12 protein-coding genes and 2 pseudogenes are annotated in these 20942 nt (G+C 35.4%); 7 read left to right on the top strand and 7 right to left on the bottom strand.

The window, feature by feature from the left end; translation table 11 throughout:
* Window positions 1-26 precede the first annotated feature (26 nt).
* The 4 genes from GKR88_20395 to GKR88_20380 are packed head-to-tail and all read right to left on the bottom strand — an operon-like array spanning window position 27 to window position 7263.
* Entirely contained in the window at window positions 27-2210 is a 2184-nt protein-coding gene (locus tag GKR88_20395) for a hypothetical protein (GenBank protein QMU66413.1), read from the bottom strand.
* Window positions 2207-2995, bottom strand: a complete 789-nt coding sequence (locus tag GKR88_20390; protein ID QMU66412.1) for a class I SAM-dependent methyltransferase — start codon at window positions 2993-2995, stop codon at window positions 2207-2209. The genes GKR88_20395 and GKR88_20390 overlap by 4 nt, the downstream gene beginning before the upstream one ends.
* On the bottom strand, window positions 2992-5946 hold the full coding sequence (locus GKR88_20385; GenBank protein ID QMU66411.1) for an amino acid adenylation domain-containing protein: 2955 nt from the start codon (window positions 5944-5946) through the stop codon (window positions 2992-2994). The genes GKR88_20390 and GKR88_20385 overlap by 4 nt, the downstream gene beginning before the upstream one ends.
* Window positions 5947-5994: 48 nt before the next feature.
* A complete protein-coding gene (locus tag GKR88_20380) occupies window positions 5995-7263 on the bottom strand; it encodes a hypothetical protein (protein ID QMU66410.1) in 1269 nt (422 codons plus the stop codon).
* 630 nt (window positions 7264-7893) lie between these two features.
* Between GKR88_20380 and GKR88_20375 the strand changes: the two genes are divergently transcribed.
* The 7 genes and pseudogenes from GKR88_20375 (at window position 7894) to GKR88_20345 (ending at window position 18212) form a co-directional block, all read left to right on the top strand.
* Entirely contained in the window at window positions 7894-10152 is a 2259-nt protein-coding gene (locus GKR88_20375) for a TonB-dependent receptor (GenBank protein QMU66409.1), read from the top strand.
* A 599-nt stretch (window positions 10153-10751) separates the two neighbouring features.
* Window positions 10752-11608: pseudogene (locus tag GKR88_20370) on the top strand (transposase).
* A gap of 237 nt (window positions 11609-11845) precedes the next feature.
* The gene (locus GKR88_20365; GenBank protein QMU66408.1) at window positions 11846-13387 is read left to right on the top strand and encodes an aldehyde dehydrogenase family protein; all 1542 of its coding nucleotides are present in this window, start codon (window positions 11846-11848) and stop codon (window positions 13385-13387) included.
* A 169-nt stretch (window positions 13388-13556) separates the two neighbouring features.
* Window positions 13557-14642 carry a DUF4339 domain-containing protein gene (locus GKR88_20360; GenBank protein QMU66407.1) on the top strand — a complete coding sequence of 362 codons (1086 nt, stop codon included), beginning with the start codon at window positions 13557-13559 and terminating at the stop codon, window positions 14640-14642.
* Between the two features lie 23 nt (window positions 14643-14665).
* Window positions 14666-15751, top strand: coding sequence for a hypothetical protein (locus tag GKR88_20355; GenBank protein QMU66795.1), 1086 nt, complete (start codon window positions 14666-14668; stop codon window positions 15749-15751).
* Between the two features lie 94 nt (window positions 15752-15845).
* A complete protein-coding gene (locus GKR88_20350) occupies window positions 15846-16880 on the top strand; it encodes an IS1595 family transposase (GenBank protein QMU66406.1) in 1035 nt (344 codons plus the stop codon).
* A gap of 21 nt (window positions 16881-16901) precedes the next feature.
* Window positions 16902-18212 (top strand): peptidoglycan-binding protein, encoded by a 1311-nt coding sequence (locus GKR88_20345; GenBank protein ID QMU66405.1) that lies wholly within the window; start codon window positions 16902-16904, stop codon window positions 18210-18212.
* Between the two features lie 13 nt (window positions 18213-18225).
* Here GKR88_20345 and GKR88_20340 read toward each other — a convergent pair whose 3' ends face one another.
* The 3 genes and pseudogenes from GKR88_20340 to GKR88_20330 form a co-directional block, all read right to left on the bottom strand.
* Entirely contained in the window at window positions 18226-19092 is an 867-nt protein-coding gene (locus tag GKR88_20340; protein ID QMU66404.1) for an aldo/keto reductase, read from the bottom strand.
* Window positions 19093-19305: 213 nt separating this feature from the next.
* Window positions 19306-20237, bottom strand: a pseudogene (locus GKR88_20335) (hypothetical protein).
* Between the two features lie 222 nt (window positions 20238-20459).
* Window positions 20460-20924 (bottom strand): hypothetical protein, encoded by a 465-nt coding sequence (locus tag GKR88_20330; GenBank protein ID QMU66403.1) that lies wholly within the window; start codon window positions 20922-20924, stop codon window positions 20460-20462.
* Window positions 20925-20942 lie beyond the last annotated feature (18 nt).

Here is a 20942-nt window from a genome sequence, read left to right as displayed (position 1 = left end):
TTGGATCGAAAGCCCATATTATTAATTTAATATCCAAATAATTTATTCAAATCTTCTTGACTTAATCCTGATTCAGGAAAGTCTGTAGGGGTATATTTTTTCTTTTCCTTGTTATAGACATCTATTAACTCTAACAATGTTGTTTTAAAATTCGTAACAAGTTTACTGATCGTATTTTCGTTGTGAGCTTCCTTACTATAACTCCAATTTACATATAATTTTTGTTTCTTTATATAAGTGTTAATTTCAAATAAATGGTATCGTTCACTTTTTGCGCTACGTGCTATGATACTAAGTTCTTCGTGTTGACCTATAGTATCATGAGTTTCGTTTCTTTGTCTTCCCAAAAAATTAAAAATAATGAGAGGTCTGTAGCTTGTATTGATGTCAATTGATTTGCTTATATATTTTAGAGCTCCATATCCTATACCTCCATTTGGGATTGCATTTATTTTATCCTTGACACATTGTAAAAACGAAAAGGTATCCTCGTGATTATTAAACGTAAAAGCCAATAGAAAAAAAGAAGTCATCCAACCAACCGTATTGGAAAGATCATTATTTGAAATAATCTTTTTTCTTCCGTGTTGTTCCATACCAATACTCACTTTAGAAATATCAGCCCAAATAGCAATAGATTTTATCAAAGAAGCTATTAGCAGTTCTTCTGCAGTAATGTTCTTTTTTGAACTTGTTTCCAGCAACGTGGAAGTAATATCTTCTTCAAAAATACTCTGGTATATTTTTATATTGGATTCTTTTAACGGTAATTCAAAAGAATTGTCTGTTGGCAATTTCATATCAAAAACCTGTTGCTCTTGCCAATAACTTTTTTCATACTCAAAAAAATCAGATCTAGCCAAGTTAGTAAGATGCTCTCCCCATTCTTTTACAGAAGTTGTCTTTTTTGATAATTTTACTTTTCTTCCTGTACACAAATCACTGTAAATACTGGAAAAATCGGAGAGAAGTAATTGCCATGAGACATGATCAACAATTAAGTGATGTGCTACTAAAACTAATTTATTTTTTTGAGCGGGTGCCAAATGAAAAAAATATCCTTTAAACAAGGGGCCTTTGTCCAATTTTAATTTTTCCTGAGCATCGGTTAGTTTTCTTATAAGTGTTATATCTTGATCTTTTTTTGCAAAATCAGAAATATCCACCTCCTGAAAAATGGTAGCTTTTTCGATAGGTAAAATACTACTTTCCCAACCTTTGTCGGAACTTGTAAATACCTGGCGAAGCCCATCGTGATGAATAACAAGTTTTTGGATTGCTTGTTCTACCAATGAGCTCTTCGTAGAACTGTCAACTACATAAGTTACTGTTTGATTCCAGAAATGTGGAGCTTCTTTATGTTCATCAAAAAACCAATATTGAATAGGTAACATAGGGATTTTCCCTAAAATTGTTGTATGTTGGTCAACGATAGAAGTTTGAGTTTTGACAACCTTAGACAACTCAGCTATACTTTGATATTCAAATAAGTCATTCGCTTGCAGAGTAATTCCGTCTTTTCTAGCTTCGGAAATGATTCGTATGCTTAAAATAGAATCGCCACCGAGTTCAAAAAAGTTATCATTGATGGCAATCGGATGTATATCTAAAACACGTTCCCAGATTTCGGTAAGCTGCTTTTGAATTTTTATGCCAGAGCTATTAGATTTTGGTTCTAGAATTTCTGATAATTCCTCAATTGTCTGATATTCAAATAGGTCATTAGGTTGTAACCTAATTCCTTGTTTTCTGACTTCTGAAACGATTCGTATACTTACTATAGAATCGCCACCAAGTTCAAAAAAATTATCGTGTATTGTAATTGAATCTATATTTAAAACACGCGTCCATATTTCAATGAGTAGCTTTTGGATCAAGGTCCTTTCTTTTGCTACATGATCGTCTTTTACGGACGTTATATTTTTAATTTCAGAAAGTGCCTTTGTGTTTATTTTACCATTATGAAGACGAGGAAATTCTTCCAACTCAACAAAAGAGGCGGGTATCATGTAGGCTGGCAGCTTCTGCTTTACAAAATCTTTCAGGCCTTCCAGATCAAGTTCTTTTTTCCCTACGATATATGCCACTATTTTTTTTGACCCGGACAATTCTGTTTTTGAATTATCAGTTGTTTTTAACTTGTTAGCAAGCAACCATTTTTGCTTTTTATTAAGCTTTTTTATACGTTCTATATAGCTTTCTTTACTCATTTTATTGCTTTAACAATCACTATTGTATTTGCCCACCAGGTATCTTTAATATCCTCAGGGATACCTAAATCGATCTTCTCTAAAGAAAAAGATGAGAAATGCCTGAATAACGATCGCTGATGCGATCTGCTCAACGAATCTATTTCATTAGAAAAATAGGTAAAAACACCACCCGGTTTTAAATGTGCAGCAGCTGTTGGGAAAAAATGTTCTGCAAAAGTAGTACTCGCGTGCACATAATTCATGTACTCGTCTTCATTCAGAGGATAGGTATGAAAAAATATGCCATCAAATAAACCTAAGGCTTCTATGGTGTCTTGCCACAAACCATGAACGATCTTTATGTTTTGGTTTTTGTATTTGTTCTTCCAAGTATAGTATTTGTCCTTTATAATAGCGTCATTACATTCTATAATGGTATGTGAGCTAACGTTGTTGTGCTGAATCATGTCGGAAGCAATTCCTCGCCCAAAACCTATTTCCAAGACATCACCATGGGTTTCTGTGACCACATCTGCCATTTTCTGCATAATAGGTATTTGCCAGTCTTCCATAATATCTTCATCAGACAATATTTTTTGTGTTCTGTCTAATAAATCTGTTTGTGTATCTCCCTGAACAAAATCAATTGCTATCCCATTTAAAGCATATAGGTTGTTCGTAAATTCTTTTAATGCAGTATTGACCATAGAATTTCGCTGTGATTCCTTAGGTGGCTGTATAAAATCAGCGTTTTTGATTTCTAGAATAATTTCCAGATCTTTTGTTCGTTTTATACGTTTCATATCTGAAATACTTCTTTTAATCTATCCATCATAAAATCCAACTCCTGATCTTTCATGTTCTCTATATGACCTAACAACTCTGCAACTTTATCTTCCGGCATTTGCTCTAAAATTTTTGTAAGACTTTCCGGGTTTACCGCATCTTCATGCATCGCTACTTTGTTATTGGAGGATTCGACTGAAATTACGACATCTTCAATACCGGAAAATTCTTTAATGACTTCGCCTATTTCATCCAATTCTATTCGATATCCTCTTATTTTGGTTTGCCGATCCACTCGTCCGTGAAATTCGATCAATCCGTCTCTTCTATAGCTAACAAGATCGCCCGTTTTATATAATTTTTTACCGGGAACATCATTAAATGAGTCATCAATAAATTGTTTTGCTGATTGTTTTCTTTTATTTATGTACCCCTTAGCTATTCCTGTCCCGCCAATGACCAATTCTCCCATAACTCCCCGGGGAACCAAATTGTTATCTTTATCTACAATATAAATTTCTGTATTGGGAACGGGTCTTCCTATAGGAACTGATCCGTTAGTATCCGAAGATGCAATCTTATGTACGGTACTCCATACGGTTGCTTCTGTCGGACCGTATTCATTGTATAAATTTACTTGAGGTAGTTTGTTGAAATGATTTTTACAAATAACGGATGAACAGGTTTCTCCGGCTACGATTACAGTATGTAAAGATGCTAAATCCGTAGGGTTTGCTTGTTCGAGTAAAAGATTGTACAACGAAGGTAAAAGTAATGTATGTGTTACGATATGATTCTTAATTAGCAATGATAGGTCATACATATCCTGCTCGACTCTATACTTGGGTAATAAGAGTGCTCCGCCACTACACAGTGTCCAGAAAATACCGGCTACAGAACTGTCAAAAGTAAAGGACGATGTTAACAAGAATGTTCTTGGCGGTTGCTCATAGTAGTTAAAACGTGCAATCGTAGAATGAATTAAATTAGCATGTGTGATGACCACTCCTTTAGGCTGGCCGCTACTGCCTGATGTATACAAAATGTAAGCCAAATGATTTTCATTGATAGCCTCACTTTTTAGTTGCGGTTTCAGCGGTTCTGATGTTTGAACTTCATCAATAAACAGTACGGGAATTTCTTGTTTTGTCAAATGATGCTCAAAATGTTTTTTTGAAAGGATGCATTTTATATTAGCATCTTTTGCAATAAAATTACATCGATTTTCGGGATATTCCGGATCAAGAGGAACATAAGCTCCTCCTGCTTTTAAAATGGCTAAAATTCCTACGATCATCTCTACGGAACGATCCGTAAACAATCCAATTGCCATATTTGAAGTAACTCCTGATTGTATCAATTTCAATGCAACACTGTTTGCCCTGTTGTTCACCTCCTGATAGCTGTATGATTTTCCTTCGGCAATAACTGCAATATTATTGGGTTGATCTGTTACACATTGTTCAAATAAATGATGTATTTGAAGCACTTTTGGCATGTAATGGATCTGATTCTTTCCAAATGTCAATAACTCTGCTTTTTCTTCTTTGGAAAGAATGGATAATTCTGAAACTTGAAGATTGGAATTGTTAATTATTTCTTTGATAACAGCAACAAGATGCTCATGTGTACGTTCGATAGTGCTTTCTTCAAATAAATCATGAGCATACTCAAAAATAACGGATAGTTTTCCTCTCTCCTCGGCAACATATAGTGTCAGATCAAATTTGGCAACTTCAAGATCAAAGGGTTCATAACTCCAAGTAAGCCCATCTGCTAATGCGGGCAATTCTTCAGCATAGTGATAAATAAACATTGTTTGAAAAATCGGATTTATACCCAAAATTCTCTCAGGCTTTACGAGATCAACAATTGTTTCAAAAGTAACATCTTTATTAGATAATGCTTCTTGATGGGTTTGCTTAACTTTTTGTATGACATCTGATAGCGTATCACTTTCTACGATTTCTGATTTTAAGGGCAATGTTTCATCAAAGAAACCAATGAGTTCTTCAAGAGATTTCTGATTCCTGTGAGTGACAGGTGTTCCTATTGTAATTGTATTCTGCCCACTGTATTTATACAGGAGTAGTTTATATGCTGTTAATAAAACTACATAAGGAGTCGTCTTTAAAAATCTACAGAATTGTTTAATATCTCTACATAAATCATCATTATATTTTCTAGCATTATAGGAACCTTTATAACTAGGAACTGAAGGTCTTTGATAATCATAAGGTAGTTTTAAAAATGGTATATCGCCTGATAATTTTTTCCCCCAGTATTCCAGTTGGGACACATCTGTTTTCTTTTGTTGTTGCCAGTAAGCATAATCTCCAAACTGAAATGGAAGGTGCTGAAGATGAAAAGTTTTTTCTTCCGATAACCATCTATAGAATAAAGCGATCTCATCACATAGCAATTTTGCAGACCATTTGTCCATAATGAGATGATGCATACAAATGATAAGCACATATTCTTTTTCATTTAAGTGAAATAAATTTATACGAACCAAAGGGCCATTCACTAAATCAAAAAGTTTTCTGGCTTCCAGTAAGGCTTGTTCTTTTACCTGAGTACGTTGCTCACTCCTAACTATATTGCTCAAATCCGTTCGAAAAATATCAAACTCTATTTTTGGATGAATAACCTGAAATATCTCGTTGTTTTTTATATCAAAGGTCGTTCTTAGTATTTCGTGTTTATCAACCACTAAACGAAAACTTTTTAACAATAAATCAGAATCCAATTCCCCTTTAATGTGATATTCTCCTATATAATGGTAAAAAGGGTTATCAGGATGCATTTGCTGTAAAAGCCACAACCTTTTTTGGTTACTCGAAGCAGGGACGGGGATGTTTTCGGGCCTCTTTTGAACGTGATCACCTTTATAACTATGAGTTTGCTTTTGTTGCAACCATTTTTGCAAAAGCTCATCTTTTTTATCCTGAGAAGAATTGACATCCATGAAATCTACTTTTTACTCCTCCTTAAGGTTTTTATAGTTTAATGTATCTTAAAATGAATCAATAATTCTGCTGTATATTTTTCCTAATATATCTTCTACGGGTGTGCCCAGATCAAAAAGTCGGGTTATGAACCAATAGATGGCTATGATGATAAGGATCAACGAGCCATACCCCAGAATTTTTGAATAGATAGCTCGCTTGCGTAATGCAAATAGGATGGGTAAGAAAATGATGATCAAAATAATATGCCCAATTTCAACCCCTAAGTTGAACCCGAGCAAAGACAACGTCATAAACTCTCCGTTAAGCCCTATATCTGCAAGCACACTGGCAAAACCAAATCCGTGAAAAAGTCCAAAGCCAAAAGCAAAAACCCATTCGTTATTTTTAAAGATAGGATGGATGTTGTGGTATGCAGCCAACCCTATGGACAGTGCTATGACTGATTCTACAATAAATGAAGGAAGTTTTACGATATCAAATGTGGCCAAGCTGAGCGTAATAGCATGTGCTACAGTAAATAAGGTAATGATCTTAACGACATATATAAAAGTAGATTTGAACTTTTCTACCGGTACCCAATTGTTGGTGTCCGGTTTTAAGAATCCTGTGAGCAGAGAGTTCCCACCGGTTGATATTACTTCTTCTTTCCTCATACGGGTAATTACAGATGGCAAAATAAGAGCCAATAAAAACAAGATATGGTCGATACCGATCCAGATGTGCCACATTCCAATCTTTATCATGCTCATAAAACCATTAAAGACCGTTGATTTTAGTAAGGAAAATGTTTGATCTCTATTGTCATTTTTGAAAACCAGAGAAATATATTCTTCGCTATTATGAATCCCGGCCTTCCAATTGTTTTCTATCACAAGAAATCCTGTATGAGTTGAGATCTTATCAAACAGAAAGTTGTAATTAACGGTCAATTCATCGGGAACTTTTGTAATATTTTCCAAGTCAAAATCAGCAAGAATAAAATCTCCTATCCTCTCCAGTTCTCTGATATCAAAACCTGTGAACTTTATACTGTGATTTCCCGAAATAGAACGGAATGATAATCTTTCCAGGATATAATTCTTTATTTGAGGTAGAAAAGGATTGATTTCCTCCAGAGTCATTCCTCGTTTTAAGTTTAGTCCCAACGCTGTATTGAGGTCTTTTGTGGTAATTTCAATTCTTCCGGACACAGATGTGTCATAAATATGCATGAAAATATAGCTTTGATTGGGTGCATGTGCCCATACTTTTTTGGGAGCCATACAAGCAAGTAAAAAAAATACGAGCAAGAAAAACAACGATTTGTGAGTCATTGAAATGTGAATTTAAAAGACCCTAAATGTACAGCTTTTTATTAGAACTTATATTTTTTTGAAATTAAGTATTGAAAATAGCATGTACTTACCATAAGGATATGACGATTACAATTTGAGCGTTCCATGATAAAAGTAGCTTATACCAAAAAGAATACTAAAATAGTCCAATCTTGCTATGAAAATTCCAAATTTCATCGCTAAAAATACTCGGCGTAACCAGAATGCTATGCCTGTGTTTTTTAACTCGAACTTTGAAATTTTCCTCACACAATCTTTAGACCACTTTAATATTCATTTTGGTATTATTTCTTGTTTAAAGTGAGTTTTATTTTTTTATGTGGAAAAAGAAGCCTAAAAAGGAAAAAAATTGAAAGGATCAAACAAATTCCGCTTTTCTTTACGGATTGAGTATGTAGTTTTCAATGGAGATTTATTGTTTTATCACCTGCTAATACTGAGGTTAGGCCATTGTTTAATGAACGGTTTCACGCTTAAATTTTCGAATACAATATATTTTAGTACAAAAAAGTTTGTTGTTGTAGTGTCTGCGTTTTTTTTTACTTTAGCGACCAAATAAAAATAACCTTCAAAAATCTTTTCACTCTCAACTTTTATTTACAACGTCTTATGAAAACATTTAATAAGCAATCCGGGTCAAAGTTATTTAGATTGTTAATTATCAGTATGTTATTTGCATCAACAAATATTTTTGCGCATACTATTAGAGGAACCGTAAAGGATAGCGCCAATGCCCCTCTGGAAGGAGTTAATATTGTAAACCTCTCCAACAACAGACATACGCATACAGACAAAAACGGTGCTTTTGTTATGGAAGGTGTAGCTGTAGGCGACACACTCCAGTTTACCTACCTGGGATATCAGACCGTTGAAATCGCAATGAGCAAGGTTGAAGAATCTATGGGTATTGTTATGAATCCCAAGGCGATCTCTCTGAATGAAGTTGTTATAGCCCGAAAAATAAATGCATTGCACGTAGTTACTGATATAGACGTTCAAACGAGCCCGGTTAATTCATCACAGGAAGTTTTAAGAAAAGTTCCCGGGCTGTTTATAGGTCAACACGCAGGAGGTGGAAAAGCGGAGCAAATTTTTTTACGCGGTTTTGATATAGACCACGGTACTGACGTTGCCTTATCTGTAGATGGTTTGCCCGTAAATATGGTTTCGCATGCCCATGGCCAAGGATATTCGGATCTTCACTTTATCATTCCGGAAGTCATTGAGGAAATAGATTTTGGAAAAGGACCGTACTACGCAGAACAAGGAAATTTTAATACTGCCGGATATGTGAACTTCAAGACAAAGGATCAATTAAAAAAGAATCAGATCAAGTGGGAAACCGGACAATTTAATACCAATCGTTTGATGACAGGGTTTAATATAACAGATACACATCATCATACTGCTTATATTGCATCTGAATATATTGCTACTGATGGACCTTTTGAAAGCCCGCAAAACTTTAGCCGAATCAATCTATTTGCCAAATATGCCGGAGATATTACACATGATGATCGATTAGAATTTATTGTGTCTCATTTTACAAGTACCTGGGATGCCTCCGGACAAATACCTCGGCGCGCAGTAGACAACGGAAGTATTACTCGTTTTGGTGCTATTGATGATACAGAAGGCGGTACTACCAGCAGAACAAATATTTTAATCAACTATGAAAAACGCATCAATGAACATTCGTCCATAAAAAGTGATGCGTATTTTTCCAACTATAGCTTTGAATTGTATTCTAATTTTACCTTCTTTTTAAACAATCCTGTATCCGGTGATCAGATAAGGCAAAAGGAAAATAGAGACATCTATGGGTTTAGCAGCGAGTACAACTATGATTTTTCTCATGATGATGATTCAGGTTTTGACGGTCAACTTCAACTGGGTGTTCGCTTAAGAAACGATCAAAGCGGTGATAATGAGCTTTCCAGAACAGCTAACAGACGGCAAACGTTGAGCCAGGTTCAGCTCGGAGATATTAACGAAACAAATATAGGATCCTATGCAAATATGACGTTTAATGTAGGAAAATGGACGTTTAACCCGGCAATTCGTCTGGACCATTTTAACTTTCAATATAATGATGCATTGTCTCAGACTTTCCAAAGACAGTCGGAAAAAGAATCTATCATTAGCCCTAAGCTAAATATTCTTTACAACCCAACAGAAACCATGCAGTGGTATTTGAAAACCGGAAAAGGATTTCATTCGAATGATGCACGAGTAGTTGTTAATCGGAATGGAAACGATATTCTTCCGGCTGCATACGGAGCAGACTTTGGGTTTTTATGGAAACCATCGCCGAAAGTGATCCTAAACCTGGCGTATTGGTATTTATTCTTAGAACAAGAGTTTGTTTATGTTGGAGACGAGGGTATTGTAGAACCCGGCGGGAAAACTGTCAGACAAGGGCTAGATTTTAGCCTGAGGTATCAACCTAAAGACTGGCTGTACTGGAATCTGGATGTTAATTATGCACATGCCAGAACAACGGAAGCATTAAATGGTGAAAATTTTATTCCTTTAGCTCCGGATTTAACGTTAGTGAGCAGCTTACGTGTAGTACATTCATCAGGTTTTTTTAGTGAGCTAAATACCCGATATATAGATGACAGGCCTGCTAATGAAGACAATTCCATTGTTGCGGAAGGATATACGGTTTTTGATCTCAATACAGGATATGAATGGAAAAATATAAGGTTTGGTATACAAATTCAAAACCTGTTTGATGTTGATTGGAATGAAACTCAGTTTGCTACTGAATCCCGATTGCAAAATGAGGCAACCTCTGCAGAAGAAATTCACTTTACACCCGGTACACCATTTTTTATCAGAGGAATTCTAAGTTACCAATTTTAGGTTGCAAGCAGTTTTGGAATATGCAGTCGAGTGGCAAATCATTGGTTCGATATTTCCTGAAAAACTCGTTTTTCTAAAAAATAAGGATCGAATCGCTTTCATCTACGAATTAATAGCCGTTATCCTTAGTAAACACAAGCGTTTCAAAAGACTATAAATAAGAAATCCTGCCAATCTTGACGGGAAGTTTAGCCAAGCTCCCTGAGCAAGCTACTATCGAACCTTAACTCTCTATTTTTTTAGAGAGTTATTTGTTTTATAAACCCTTATAAATCATCTAGTTAAGCTCTAATTTTAAGCTCTACGGGAAATCTAAAATTCAATAAACGATACATTTTCTTATAGTTTTAATGTATATTTTTTCTTTATGATTATTAGAAAAATTCTATAAATACTTAAGTGATTTTTACAATCTTAATTATTCATGCGAATCAAGGGTTGAGAATTACATAAAAAAACAAGTTTAAATAGTTGAATTTCAACACAATATACTTGTATAAATCATTGATTTTTAGTATCTTAATGGTTAATTCGACAAAACTATTTTGGATACAAACCTCAACGACTGGAAGTACAAGTTAGTAAAAATCTATGACTATATATGTAAAAAATTAGAAGAATGCTTGCAATATGAATGTCAACGCCACAGTAATAACAGTGAGCCTGAATTTACAGACCAAGAAATCATGACCATTTACCTTTTTGCAATGGACCATCAAAAAATATTTAAAAAGAAGGACATCCATCGATATGCTAAAGATCATTTGATGAGTTGGTTTCCCAACCAGAACAGCTATCAGTCTTTTAACAATAGGCTTAATAGCTTATGTGCTGTAATGGGGAAAAGTCGGCACAGCAGTTGATTTATGAGTTCAAACCCTGTGATTGTTCTGATAGGCAAATGCTGTTGGATTCAATGCCTATTATACTATGTTCGGGAAAGCGACAAGGAAAGGTAGCTAAGGGAATTACAGATAAAGGCTATTGTTCGACCAAAGGGATGTACTATTACGGGGTCAATCTACCTGCCTTAGGCTTCCTAAGAGAAGGCAAATTGCCACATCCCGAACAGATCGTCATCTCGCAAGCTTCAGAAAATGATCTAACCATTTATAAAGATAACTGGTCAGAAATGGAACACCGAACGTTCTTTGGAGATAAAATTTATCAACACCAAAAATTCTTTAAATCAGTAAAACAAAACTGTAACTCAGAGATGTTAACACCTGTAAAATATAGTAAAGGTGTCCCTGATAGCATTAAAAAGTTCAATAAAACCGCAGATGAACTTTATTCAAAAGCAGTATCAACCATAAGACAACCTATTGAAGGGTTTTTTAATTGGCTAATTGAAAAAAGTGATATACAGAATGCAAGCAAAGTCAGGTCAACTAAAGGATTAAACTTCCATCTATTTGGAAGACTTGCAGTTGCTTTTATTGGACTTATTTTTTAACCCTTGATTCGCATTATTAACGTTAATTTACAAAACTTTATTTGTACTTTTGAGATATCACATAGAACTCGTTTAAACTTTTTGGATTTAGGTGAAAATTAGAAGTTTTTAGCTCTGTTGAAAGTTTTTTTGAGTTGCATAGCAGCACTACGGAAGGAAAAAAAGACAAAACAGAACGGGAAACACCTATTTTTCAGCAAATTCAAAAAGTTTAAATGAGTTAAAAAAGTAACGAAAATGACAGATTTTGGAATTCACGAAGATTTGGAAAAATTAGGAGTTAAAGCCATAAATATGGGAACTTCTACAGGTACCGACTGGTTTTCTAACGGAGCACTTATAAAAAGCTTTTCTCCTGTTGACGGAAAACTGATTGGAATGGTAAAAACAACTAGCGGCGAAGATTATGAAGCCGTAGTAGCTACTGCTACTGCTGCTTTTAAGATATGGAGAACTATTCCGGCTCCAAAGCGCGGTGAAATTGTACGTCGGTTTGGAGAAAAATTACGCACGTTAAAAGAACCTCTGGGGAAGCTGGTCTCTTATGAAATGGGAAAGAGTTATCAGGAAGGATTGGGAGAAGTACAGGAAATGATTGATATCTGTGATTTTGCCGTAGGACTGTCTCGTCAGTTACACGGGTTAACCATGCATTCCGAAAGGCCCGGCCATAGGATGTACGAGCAATATCATCCGTTGGGAGTTGTAGGAATCATTTCCGCTTTTAATTTCCCTGTTGCTGTTTGGGCCTGGAATACTGCACTGGCTTGGGTTTGTGGTGATGTTTGTATTTGGAAACCAAGTGAAAAAACACCTTTGTGCGGAATTGCTTGTCAGCATATCATTGCACAAGTCCTCAAAGAAAACGATTTGCCGGAAGGCATTTCCTGTTTAATTCAAGGAGATTATAAAGTGGGTGAAATGATGACTACCAATAAACAAATTCCTTTGATATCCGCAACAGGATCTACCAGGATGGGTAAAATAGTTGCGAAAACCGTAGGCGAACGTTTGGGAAAATCATTACTGGAACTGGGAGGAAACAATGCCATTATCGTAACTCCGGATGCGGATATTAAAATGACGGTTATCGGTGCGGTTTTTGGAGCTGTTGGAACTGCCGGGCAGCGCTGTACTTCAACCAGAAGATTGATTATTCACAATACTATTTATGACAAAGTAAAAGATGCTCTGATCAATGCATATCAGCAATTGCGTATCGGCAACCCTTTGGATGAAAGCAATCACGTAGGTCCTCTGATTGATACGGATGCCGTTGCTATGTACAAAGCAGCTCTGGGAAAAGTAGTTGCGGAGGGAGGAACCATTGTAGTTGAAGGAGGCGTATTGTCCGGTAAAGGTTATGAAAGTGGTTGTTATGTAAAACCTGCTATTGCCGAAGCCGATAATACTTTTGAGATTGTACAGCATGAAACCTTTGCTCCGGTTTTGTACTTGTTAAAATATTCGGGAAATATTGAAAACGCAATTGAAATTCAAAATGGAGTAACACAAGGCTTATCTTCCGCAATTATGACGAATAATTTGCGCGAGGCAGAGCATTTTTTATCACATGCAGGTTCTGATTGCGGAATTGCCAATGTAAATATTGGAACTTCCGGTGCGGAAATCGGCGGTGCTTTTGGCGGGGAAAAAGATACGGGCGGCGGACGTGAGTCGGGATCCGATGCGTGGAAAGTATATATGAGACGACAGACAAATACGATTAATTATACAACCGATTTGCCTTTGGCACAAGGAATTAAGTTTGATTTGTAGCTATTTATATTTTATAAAATGACTAAGCGGAAGCAGATGGAAAAGTTTAAAATAAGTATATCATTAAAAACACCATTGCCTGATTACGGTTAAAGTTACTTAACACTCTGTAACAAATCTCTTATCTTGTATACCTATTAGAGAAAGGAATTACGTAAAATTTTATAGAATGGGACTTTTTAGCAAAATACGTGGAGAATTTATTGACATCATTGAATGGCTCGATGATTCTAATAATACACTCGTACATCGTTTTGAACGATACCAAAATGAAATTAAAAACGAGGCAAAATTAACCGTTCGTGAAGGACAGGTAGCTGTTTTTGTAAATGAAGGACAGATAGCAGATGTATTCCCTCCCGGGATGTATACCTTAACTACACAAAACCTGCCCGTTCTTTCAACTTTAAAAGGCTGGAAGTATGGTTTTGACAGCCCTTTTAAGGCAGAAGCTTATTTTGTAAGTACAAGAAACATCACAGATCAAAAGTGGGGAACTAAAAATCCGATTACCTTAAGTGATCAACGCTTCGGAATGCTGGAGATTCGCGCTTTTGGAACCTATGTGATCAAAGTAAATGACGCTCCTGTTTTTATGAAAGAAATCGTAGGAACCGATGGTAATTTTACTACAGATAAAATTACAGACCAATTGAGGAGTATGATTGTAACCCGCTTTACGGATGCTATTGGAGAAGCAAATTTACCTGTGGAAAACTATGCTTCAAATACAAATGAAATTTCCGAATACGTCCGTGAAGTGATCAGTCCCGAGTTTAAAAAGTATGGGATCGATGTCACGAAATTTTTAATTGAAAATGTGTCGATGCCGGAAGAAATGAAAGCAGAAATCTTTGAGTTGAGTCGCCTGAATGCAATCGACATGAATAAATTGGCACAATTGAAAGCTGCCAAAGCTTTGGAAAAAGCAGCTGAAAACGATAGCGGAACTGCCGGAGCGGGCATGGGAATGGGAATGGGGTTTGCCATGGCAAATCAAATGGGACAGGCCTTTTCCAATCGGCAAAATACAGGAGCAACCCCACCGTCAATTCCATCAACAGCACATAATTATTATGTTGCTGTAAACGGACAACAATCCGGGCCGTTTACCATGAATTTGTTAAAAGAAATGATAGTAACAAAAGAAACGCTGGTTTGGCGCGAAGGAATGAAAAATTGGGATGCTGCCGGGCAATTGGATGAATTGTCATCTCTATTTGGAAGCGTTCCCCCTCCAATACCCGGTAAATAATGGAAAAACCTTCTGAAAAAGAAATAGCAATTGGTGAATTCTCGTGTGTCAATTGTGGCGGAGATCTCAAATACAAACCGGGAACTCGGTTTCTGGAATGTGAACACTGCGGAACGAAAAATGAAATTCCGGAAATAGAAGAAGATTTTGAAGAACTCGATTTTCATAAGTATTTGAAAGAAAAATCAAATACTCAAGAAACACTTGTCGAGAAATTTGTGAAGTGCCATAGTTGTGGTGCTACTTCTTCATTAGCTCCTCATATTACTTCTTCAAGTTGCCCATACTGCGCTACAGCATTGGCTGTTGAAGCATCCCGGGAAGAAAGCATTATTCAACCGAAATCATTACTCCCTTTTAAACTAGATAAGGAATCTGCAAGAAGTCAATTTAAAAAGTGGATCAATAAACTTTGGTTTGCTCCCAACGATCTTAAAAAAGCATCTTTACATTTTGATCGTTTTAAAGGAATCTATATCCCTTATTGGACGTACGATACGGATACTTATACAAAGTATGCCGGTCAACGGGGTATCTATTACTATGTAACAGAATCTTATACGACAACGGAAAACGGAAAAACCGTTACCAAAACCCGGCAAGTAAGAAAAACGCGCTGGTATCCGACTTCTGGAAGTGTAAAAAAATTCTTTGATGATGTTTTAGTAACAGCTACCCGGTCTTTACTCAAAAAATATGTGTACAAATTAGAACCCTGGGACTTGGAAAATCTGGTTCCGTTTGAGAAAAAGTATTTAATCGGGTTTCTTACCGAAAAATATCAAATTAATTTGGAAGAAGGGTTTGACATTGCCAAAGGGATTATGGACCCGAAAATCCGAACGCTGATCAGACAGGATATTGGCGGTGATGTGCAACGAATCATTTCTATGAAAACCAATTATGATGCGATTACTTTTAAACATTTGTTACTCCCTGTCTATGTAAGTGTATACCGATATAAAAATAAATTGTATCAGTTTTTAGTCAATGGAAGAACAGGAGAAGTTCAGGGCCAACGCCCTTATAGCTGGATTAAAATTACATTAGCTGTTTTGTTAGCTATAGGCATTATTGTTCTTATCGTATATTTTAACAAGAACTCGTAACTTGCCATTTATAATTAGCATATCCGGTTATTCGGAGAAGACTAGAAAAATATAGGCTCTAGTTTATAACAGCTATTATTTGTATATTTAATACATGAATTTACAAGAAATAAAGCGAGGAATTTCCAAACTTTCCCCATCTGAAAGGCAGGAATTGTTAAAAGAATTGTCAACATCACCAAAAGATTCAGTTCCAACGGTAAGAAGCCAAGAATCTAGGCGTTTTTTATTAGACAATAAGTTAGGTTGTTGCGCCCATTGCTGGCATCCAAAGTATGTAAAATTTGGTATTGACAAAGGCTCTCAGCGCTATAAGTGTAAATCCTGCAAACGCAGTTTTACAGAATACACAGGTACTTGGATGGCAGGTTTGCAACATAAGGACAAGATTGATGACTACCTTGAATTAATGCTAGAAGAAAAGAGCTTAGATAAGATAAAAGTAGCCTTATCGATAAACAAGAAAACGGCTTTTGACTGGCCTCATAAGATATTAGTCCCATTATCAGAAAACGATAAAGATGATTTTACAGGCATTACAGAAAGTGATGAGACCTTCTTTTTAAATTCAGAAAAAGGGCGACCAGTAAATCATCGGGAATCAAGAAAACGTGGTGGTAGCTCTAAAACCAAAGGCATCAGTAATGATCAAGTAGCTGTTATTGTAACCCAAGATAGAACATCTAATCCAGATATTACTGTAGCCACTATGGGAAGATTAAAGAAAATAGATATTGTAAATGCTATTGGCAGCAGAATAAAGGCAAGTAAAGCCATTTTATGTAGGGACGCACATCTAAGCTACAAAGGATTTGCAATAGACAATAAAATAGAGCATCACACTCTAAAAGGCGTCATAAAACAACGTGTCAAAAACAAAGTGTATCATATACAACATGTCAACTCAACTCATAACAGAGTTAAGAAATGGATAGATAACAAGTTTTGGGGAGTATCTACCAAATACTTGCAACAATATTTGAACTGGTATCGCATCAAAGAAAAATTAAAATATAGAAACGATAAACTCAATGCCTTTGTAAATAAAGTGTCAGAAGATATTAATACGTATCAAAAATATCAAAATATTGGATTGAAGTATCAAAAATTAATATCAACGCAATTTTAAACTAGAGCCAAAATATATAAAATGAGAAATATCTTTTTACTAGTAATAGTATCTATGGTTTTTTATGCTTACGGCCAGAAAAGACTGCCACTTGTATACAATAAGATAGGCATAAACTCAACGCCGGCGGATGCTCCGATAAAAATGACTTTATTTAAACGTTTTCAACATCGTACAAGTAAAACATCTGACCCGAATGATGTATATGACACTGATATTTACTCGCCCAAGTCGGCAACCTATCTGGCAAGCAAGCAAAAGTTATATATTCAATCTTTAGAAGGATATGAAACAATTGTTTATGATATGAATACGTTTCGGAAAATAAAAGTGATAAGACATACTTTCAAAGCCGGGCAACAACCTCTTTTTGGAGATAAACATACTGTTTTTGATTATACATATAAACGCAGAAAAAGCAACTTTAATATATTTAGCGGAAAACCTGTAGAAAGCTGCCTTTCACACAAAGGTAAATACCTATGGGTGACGTATTATCGCCGTAGTTATGATGCCAATGCAGAGAGCCCTTCTGCTGTAGCTATCATTGATACGGACAGCGATGAAATAGTACGTGTGATGCCCACAGGCCCTTTGCCCAAAATGATTGCCGCTTCTCCCGACAACAAATATATTGCAGTTACTCACTGGGGAGATAATACGATAGGACTCATCGACATAGATTCGGAAGATATTAACGATTTTAAATATGTCAAGCATTTTGTAGTAGATTATCGTGTTACATTAGATTTTGGTGGTAAAAAAAAAGTAAACAGAGACAATAACTGTGGATATTGCTTGCGGGGAACGGTCTTTACACCCGACTCAAAATACCTCTTAGTGGGAAGAATGGGTGGCGGAGGTATTGCTACTTTTGATATGGAAAGCAAAACGTATTTGGGAACTACTTTTGGAATGAAAACGAATTTGCGGCACTTGCTTATCCGGGATGGTTATATCTATATCAGTACCAATTCAACAGGCTATGTGCAAAAAGCAGTTTTAGCGGATTTTCTGACAAAACGTTTGAATACCTCTAAAAAAAACAACAGGTTTGAAGCGTGGGAAAGCTGTTCGGTAGGAAGGGGAGCCAGGACAATAGTAGTTTCTAATAGCGGAAAATATATTTTTGCCTGTGTCAATAGCGGTAGTAAGATTGTAGCCATAGATGCTAAAACGATGAAAATAGTAGCAACCGTCCCCGCCGATTCTTTTCCTGTGGGAATGGCCATTACCGATGATGACCGGTATTTAGTCATAACAAGTCAAGGGAGAAGCTATGGAGGGGGGCACTCTGTAATGATATACCGCTTGGCTTTTACTGAAAAATAACCCATATAACTGATTATGGAACTTTATGCCCTTGAGAGGCCACTAATAAAGAAAACCAATCTTCTAATTCCAAATCAATTGCTATAGCTTTTTGGGCATTTATCATACGTTCTTTGTTAGTGGTTCCAATTACCGGATGAATTTTAGAAGGATGTTTTAAAACCCATGCCAAGAGTAATTGATCTTCCGTAGCATTGTATTTTTTAGTGAGTGAATTTAAAGTTTTTTTTATGCGAAGAGATGCTTTGTTTTGTTCTTTAAAAACAGTTCCTAACGGACTCCAGGACATAGGTGTAATTTCTTTTAAAGTCATGTGATCTAATGACCCGTTTTGCATTGCCGAATGTTGAGTTAGAGAAAATTCAATTTGATTGACTTCTATCTTTATTCGATCATGAATCAAATCGATTTGAGAAGGAGTAAAATTAGAAACCCCGAAATGGCGTATTTTTCCGTCTTTTTTTAATTGATGAATTGCCGCTGCAATTTCATAGGGTCTCATTAACGGACTTGGCCTGTGAAGCAATACTAAATCCAAATAATCTGTTTGTAAATTTTTTAATGATTTTTCTACGCTCCAAATAATATAATCCTTGCCATAGTTGTAATGCTTGATTTTGTTATCTCTGGCTTTCCCTACATATTGTATTCCACATTTTGAAATGATCTGAATACGCTCCCGTTGAACTCCACTTTTTGCAAAAGCCTGTCCAAATTGAGTTTCCGTACTATAATCACCATAAATATCGGCATGATCAAATGTGGTTATCCCTACATCAAGAGTCGATTGTAACTGAATAATCATTTCTTGGAGAGAAAGTTGTTTCCCCCAGTTTCCCCATGACATACAACCTGCTATTATTCTTGAGTAGTTACTCATGCTCATTTTTATTTACCATTGTTGAATAAATGCTGTTAATTGTGTCATTATACCACTTTAGTATTCATTTTGGTATTACATTTTTTGCTAAAGATACTTTTTTCTCAGGAATGTTATAACGTATCTAAATTAAAAAAACCGCTCCTGATGAGAGCGGCTTCTCTTTTAATTGGTTATTGAGAAATAACCAACCAAAAATCAACTAACCAAACTTTACTTTATATATTTTCTGTTTTTTATTTCTCTTTTCACTTTAGTTCGTTTTCTTCCGTTATTCCTTACAACCTTACAAGGTCAGCTGCTTTTTTTTCTCCTCTTAAGAACCGGATGAATCCTCTACCGGAAAAATCATACGTTGTCCCGGATACTACATTAAATAAACGAACTCGTCCGTCATTTATAACGCTTAATTCAAACTCTTCAGTATCTCCACTGTCATAATTAAGTGTTAAAATTTTAAGATCCTGGTATCCTTGTACATCATACACCTGATAAGAACCTGTAAAATCCCATGAAATAGCGTCAATATTTGTGCCGGAAGCATCATGTGATGAATAAAATGTTGTATTATTTTCCGGTGTAAACTGCAGGTAATTTTCATCGTCAAAAACTGCCGGAGGTCCTGAATTGCCAATTGATATCCTTTCCCAGGCAATATACTCTTGTAAAAAATATTCTATGTTTTCATAAAATAACATATCATAATCAAAGCGGTTTCTTTGATACCCTACCAGATAATAACTTACATTCTGATAACTGTCGTATATCCTTATTTCATTCGGAGATACCTGTATTACATCAAAATCATGTCTTCCGTCTACATCGTGATGGATTTCTAAAAGCCCTCTGTTTGTGAAATAACTACCCACAACAATTCCCAGTCCATTCCCTGTTATGCCAATATCCGCAATATTATTATTTGCATGGAACCTTCCATTTAAAAATGAAATAGTAAATGCTTTGGACATAAACGGGACATCTCCTGTTCCTGAAGTTCTGTGATAATCTACATACCATAAATCGTAGCTTGTCATTAATTCCTCTAAAGAAATAGAATTGTCAAAGACATCATCTACAATAACTGTACAGGAATTAAACAATATTCCTGATGTTGCTAATATTAAAAGTAGTTTTATTGTTTTCATACCTGTTGCTTTATATTATTTTAATTTTTCTCAGTGTCTTAAAAAAAATTGAGCGAACTTTTAACTTGAGACTTTCAAACTTTAAACTCTATTATAAATATAGTATTGGGTTTTCAAATTGCGTGCCAAAAAAAATACTATTCAAAAAATGAATAGTAAATATTTGATTATCAGTATTTTAATTTCTTTCTTATGAAATAGAAAAAGTCAAGATGGTTTCTATTACGGAAAAAATACGGTGTCTGTTTTTTTTAAATTTGAGACTTTCACATATTTTTTCTTTGTTCCTTCCATATAAAAAATGATAGCTTCATTTTCCTTAATTTCAAAAGGAGGTATATGAATATCAGGAAGCTTGTTATTCATCTCTTTTTTTGGATCTCTGTCTAAGATTCTATCGTTAGATTGTCTGGTTGAAGTATCAAAATGAGCAACTACATACATTTTATTTTTTTCCTGTTTCAGTTCTGCTTTTGTATATTTATTTGAAAAATAGATGCCTTTGAAATCTATTTTTTTAGCAGACTCATATTCGATAACCATTCGTATTCCACTGATCCCCGGTTGGCCGCCTACCCAATTATTATAAGTTCCTCCTATTATTTTAAATACCGGATTTTTTTCAAGTTTTAATGAATTGCAGGTTGCCAATCCTATAATGATGAAAAGTGATATTCCTAATTTCATACGATTGTTCTTTTGTAC

The organism is Flavobacteriaceae bacterium, assembly GCA_014075215.1.
Taxonomy (GTDB): Bacteria; Bacteroidota; Bacteroidia; order Flavobacteriales; family Flavobacteriaceae; genus Polaribacter.
Note: the sequence above shows the minus strand (reverse complement) of the source record. Positions and strands in the feature narration are given on the sequence as shown.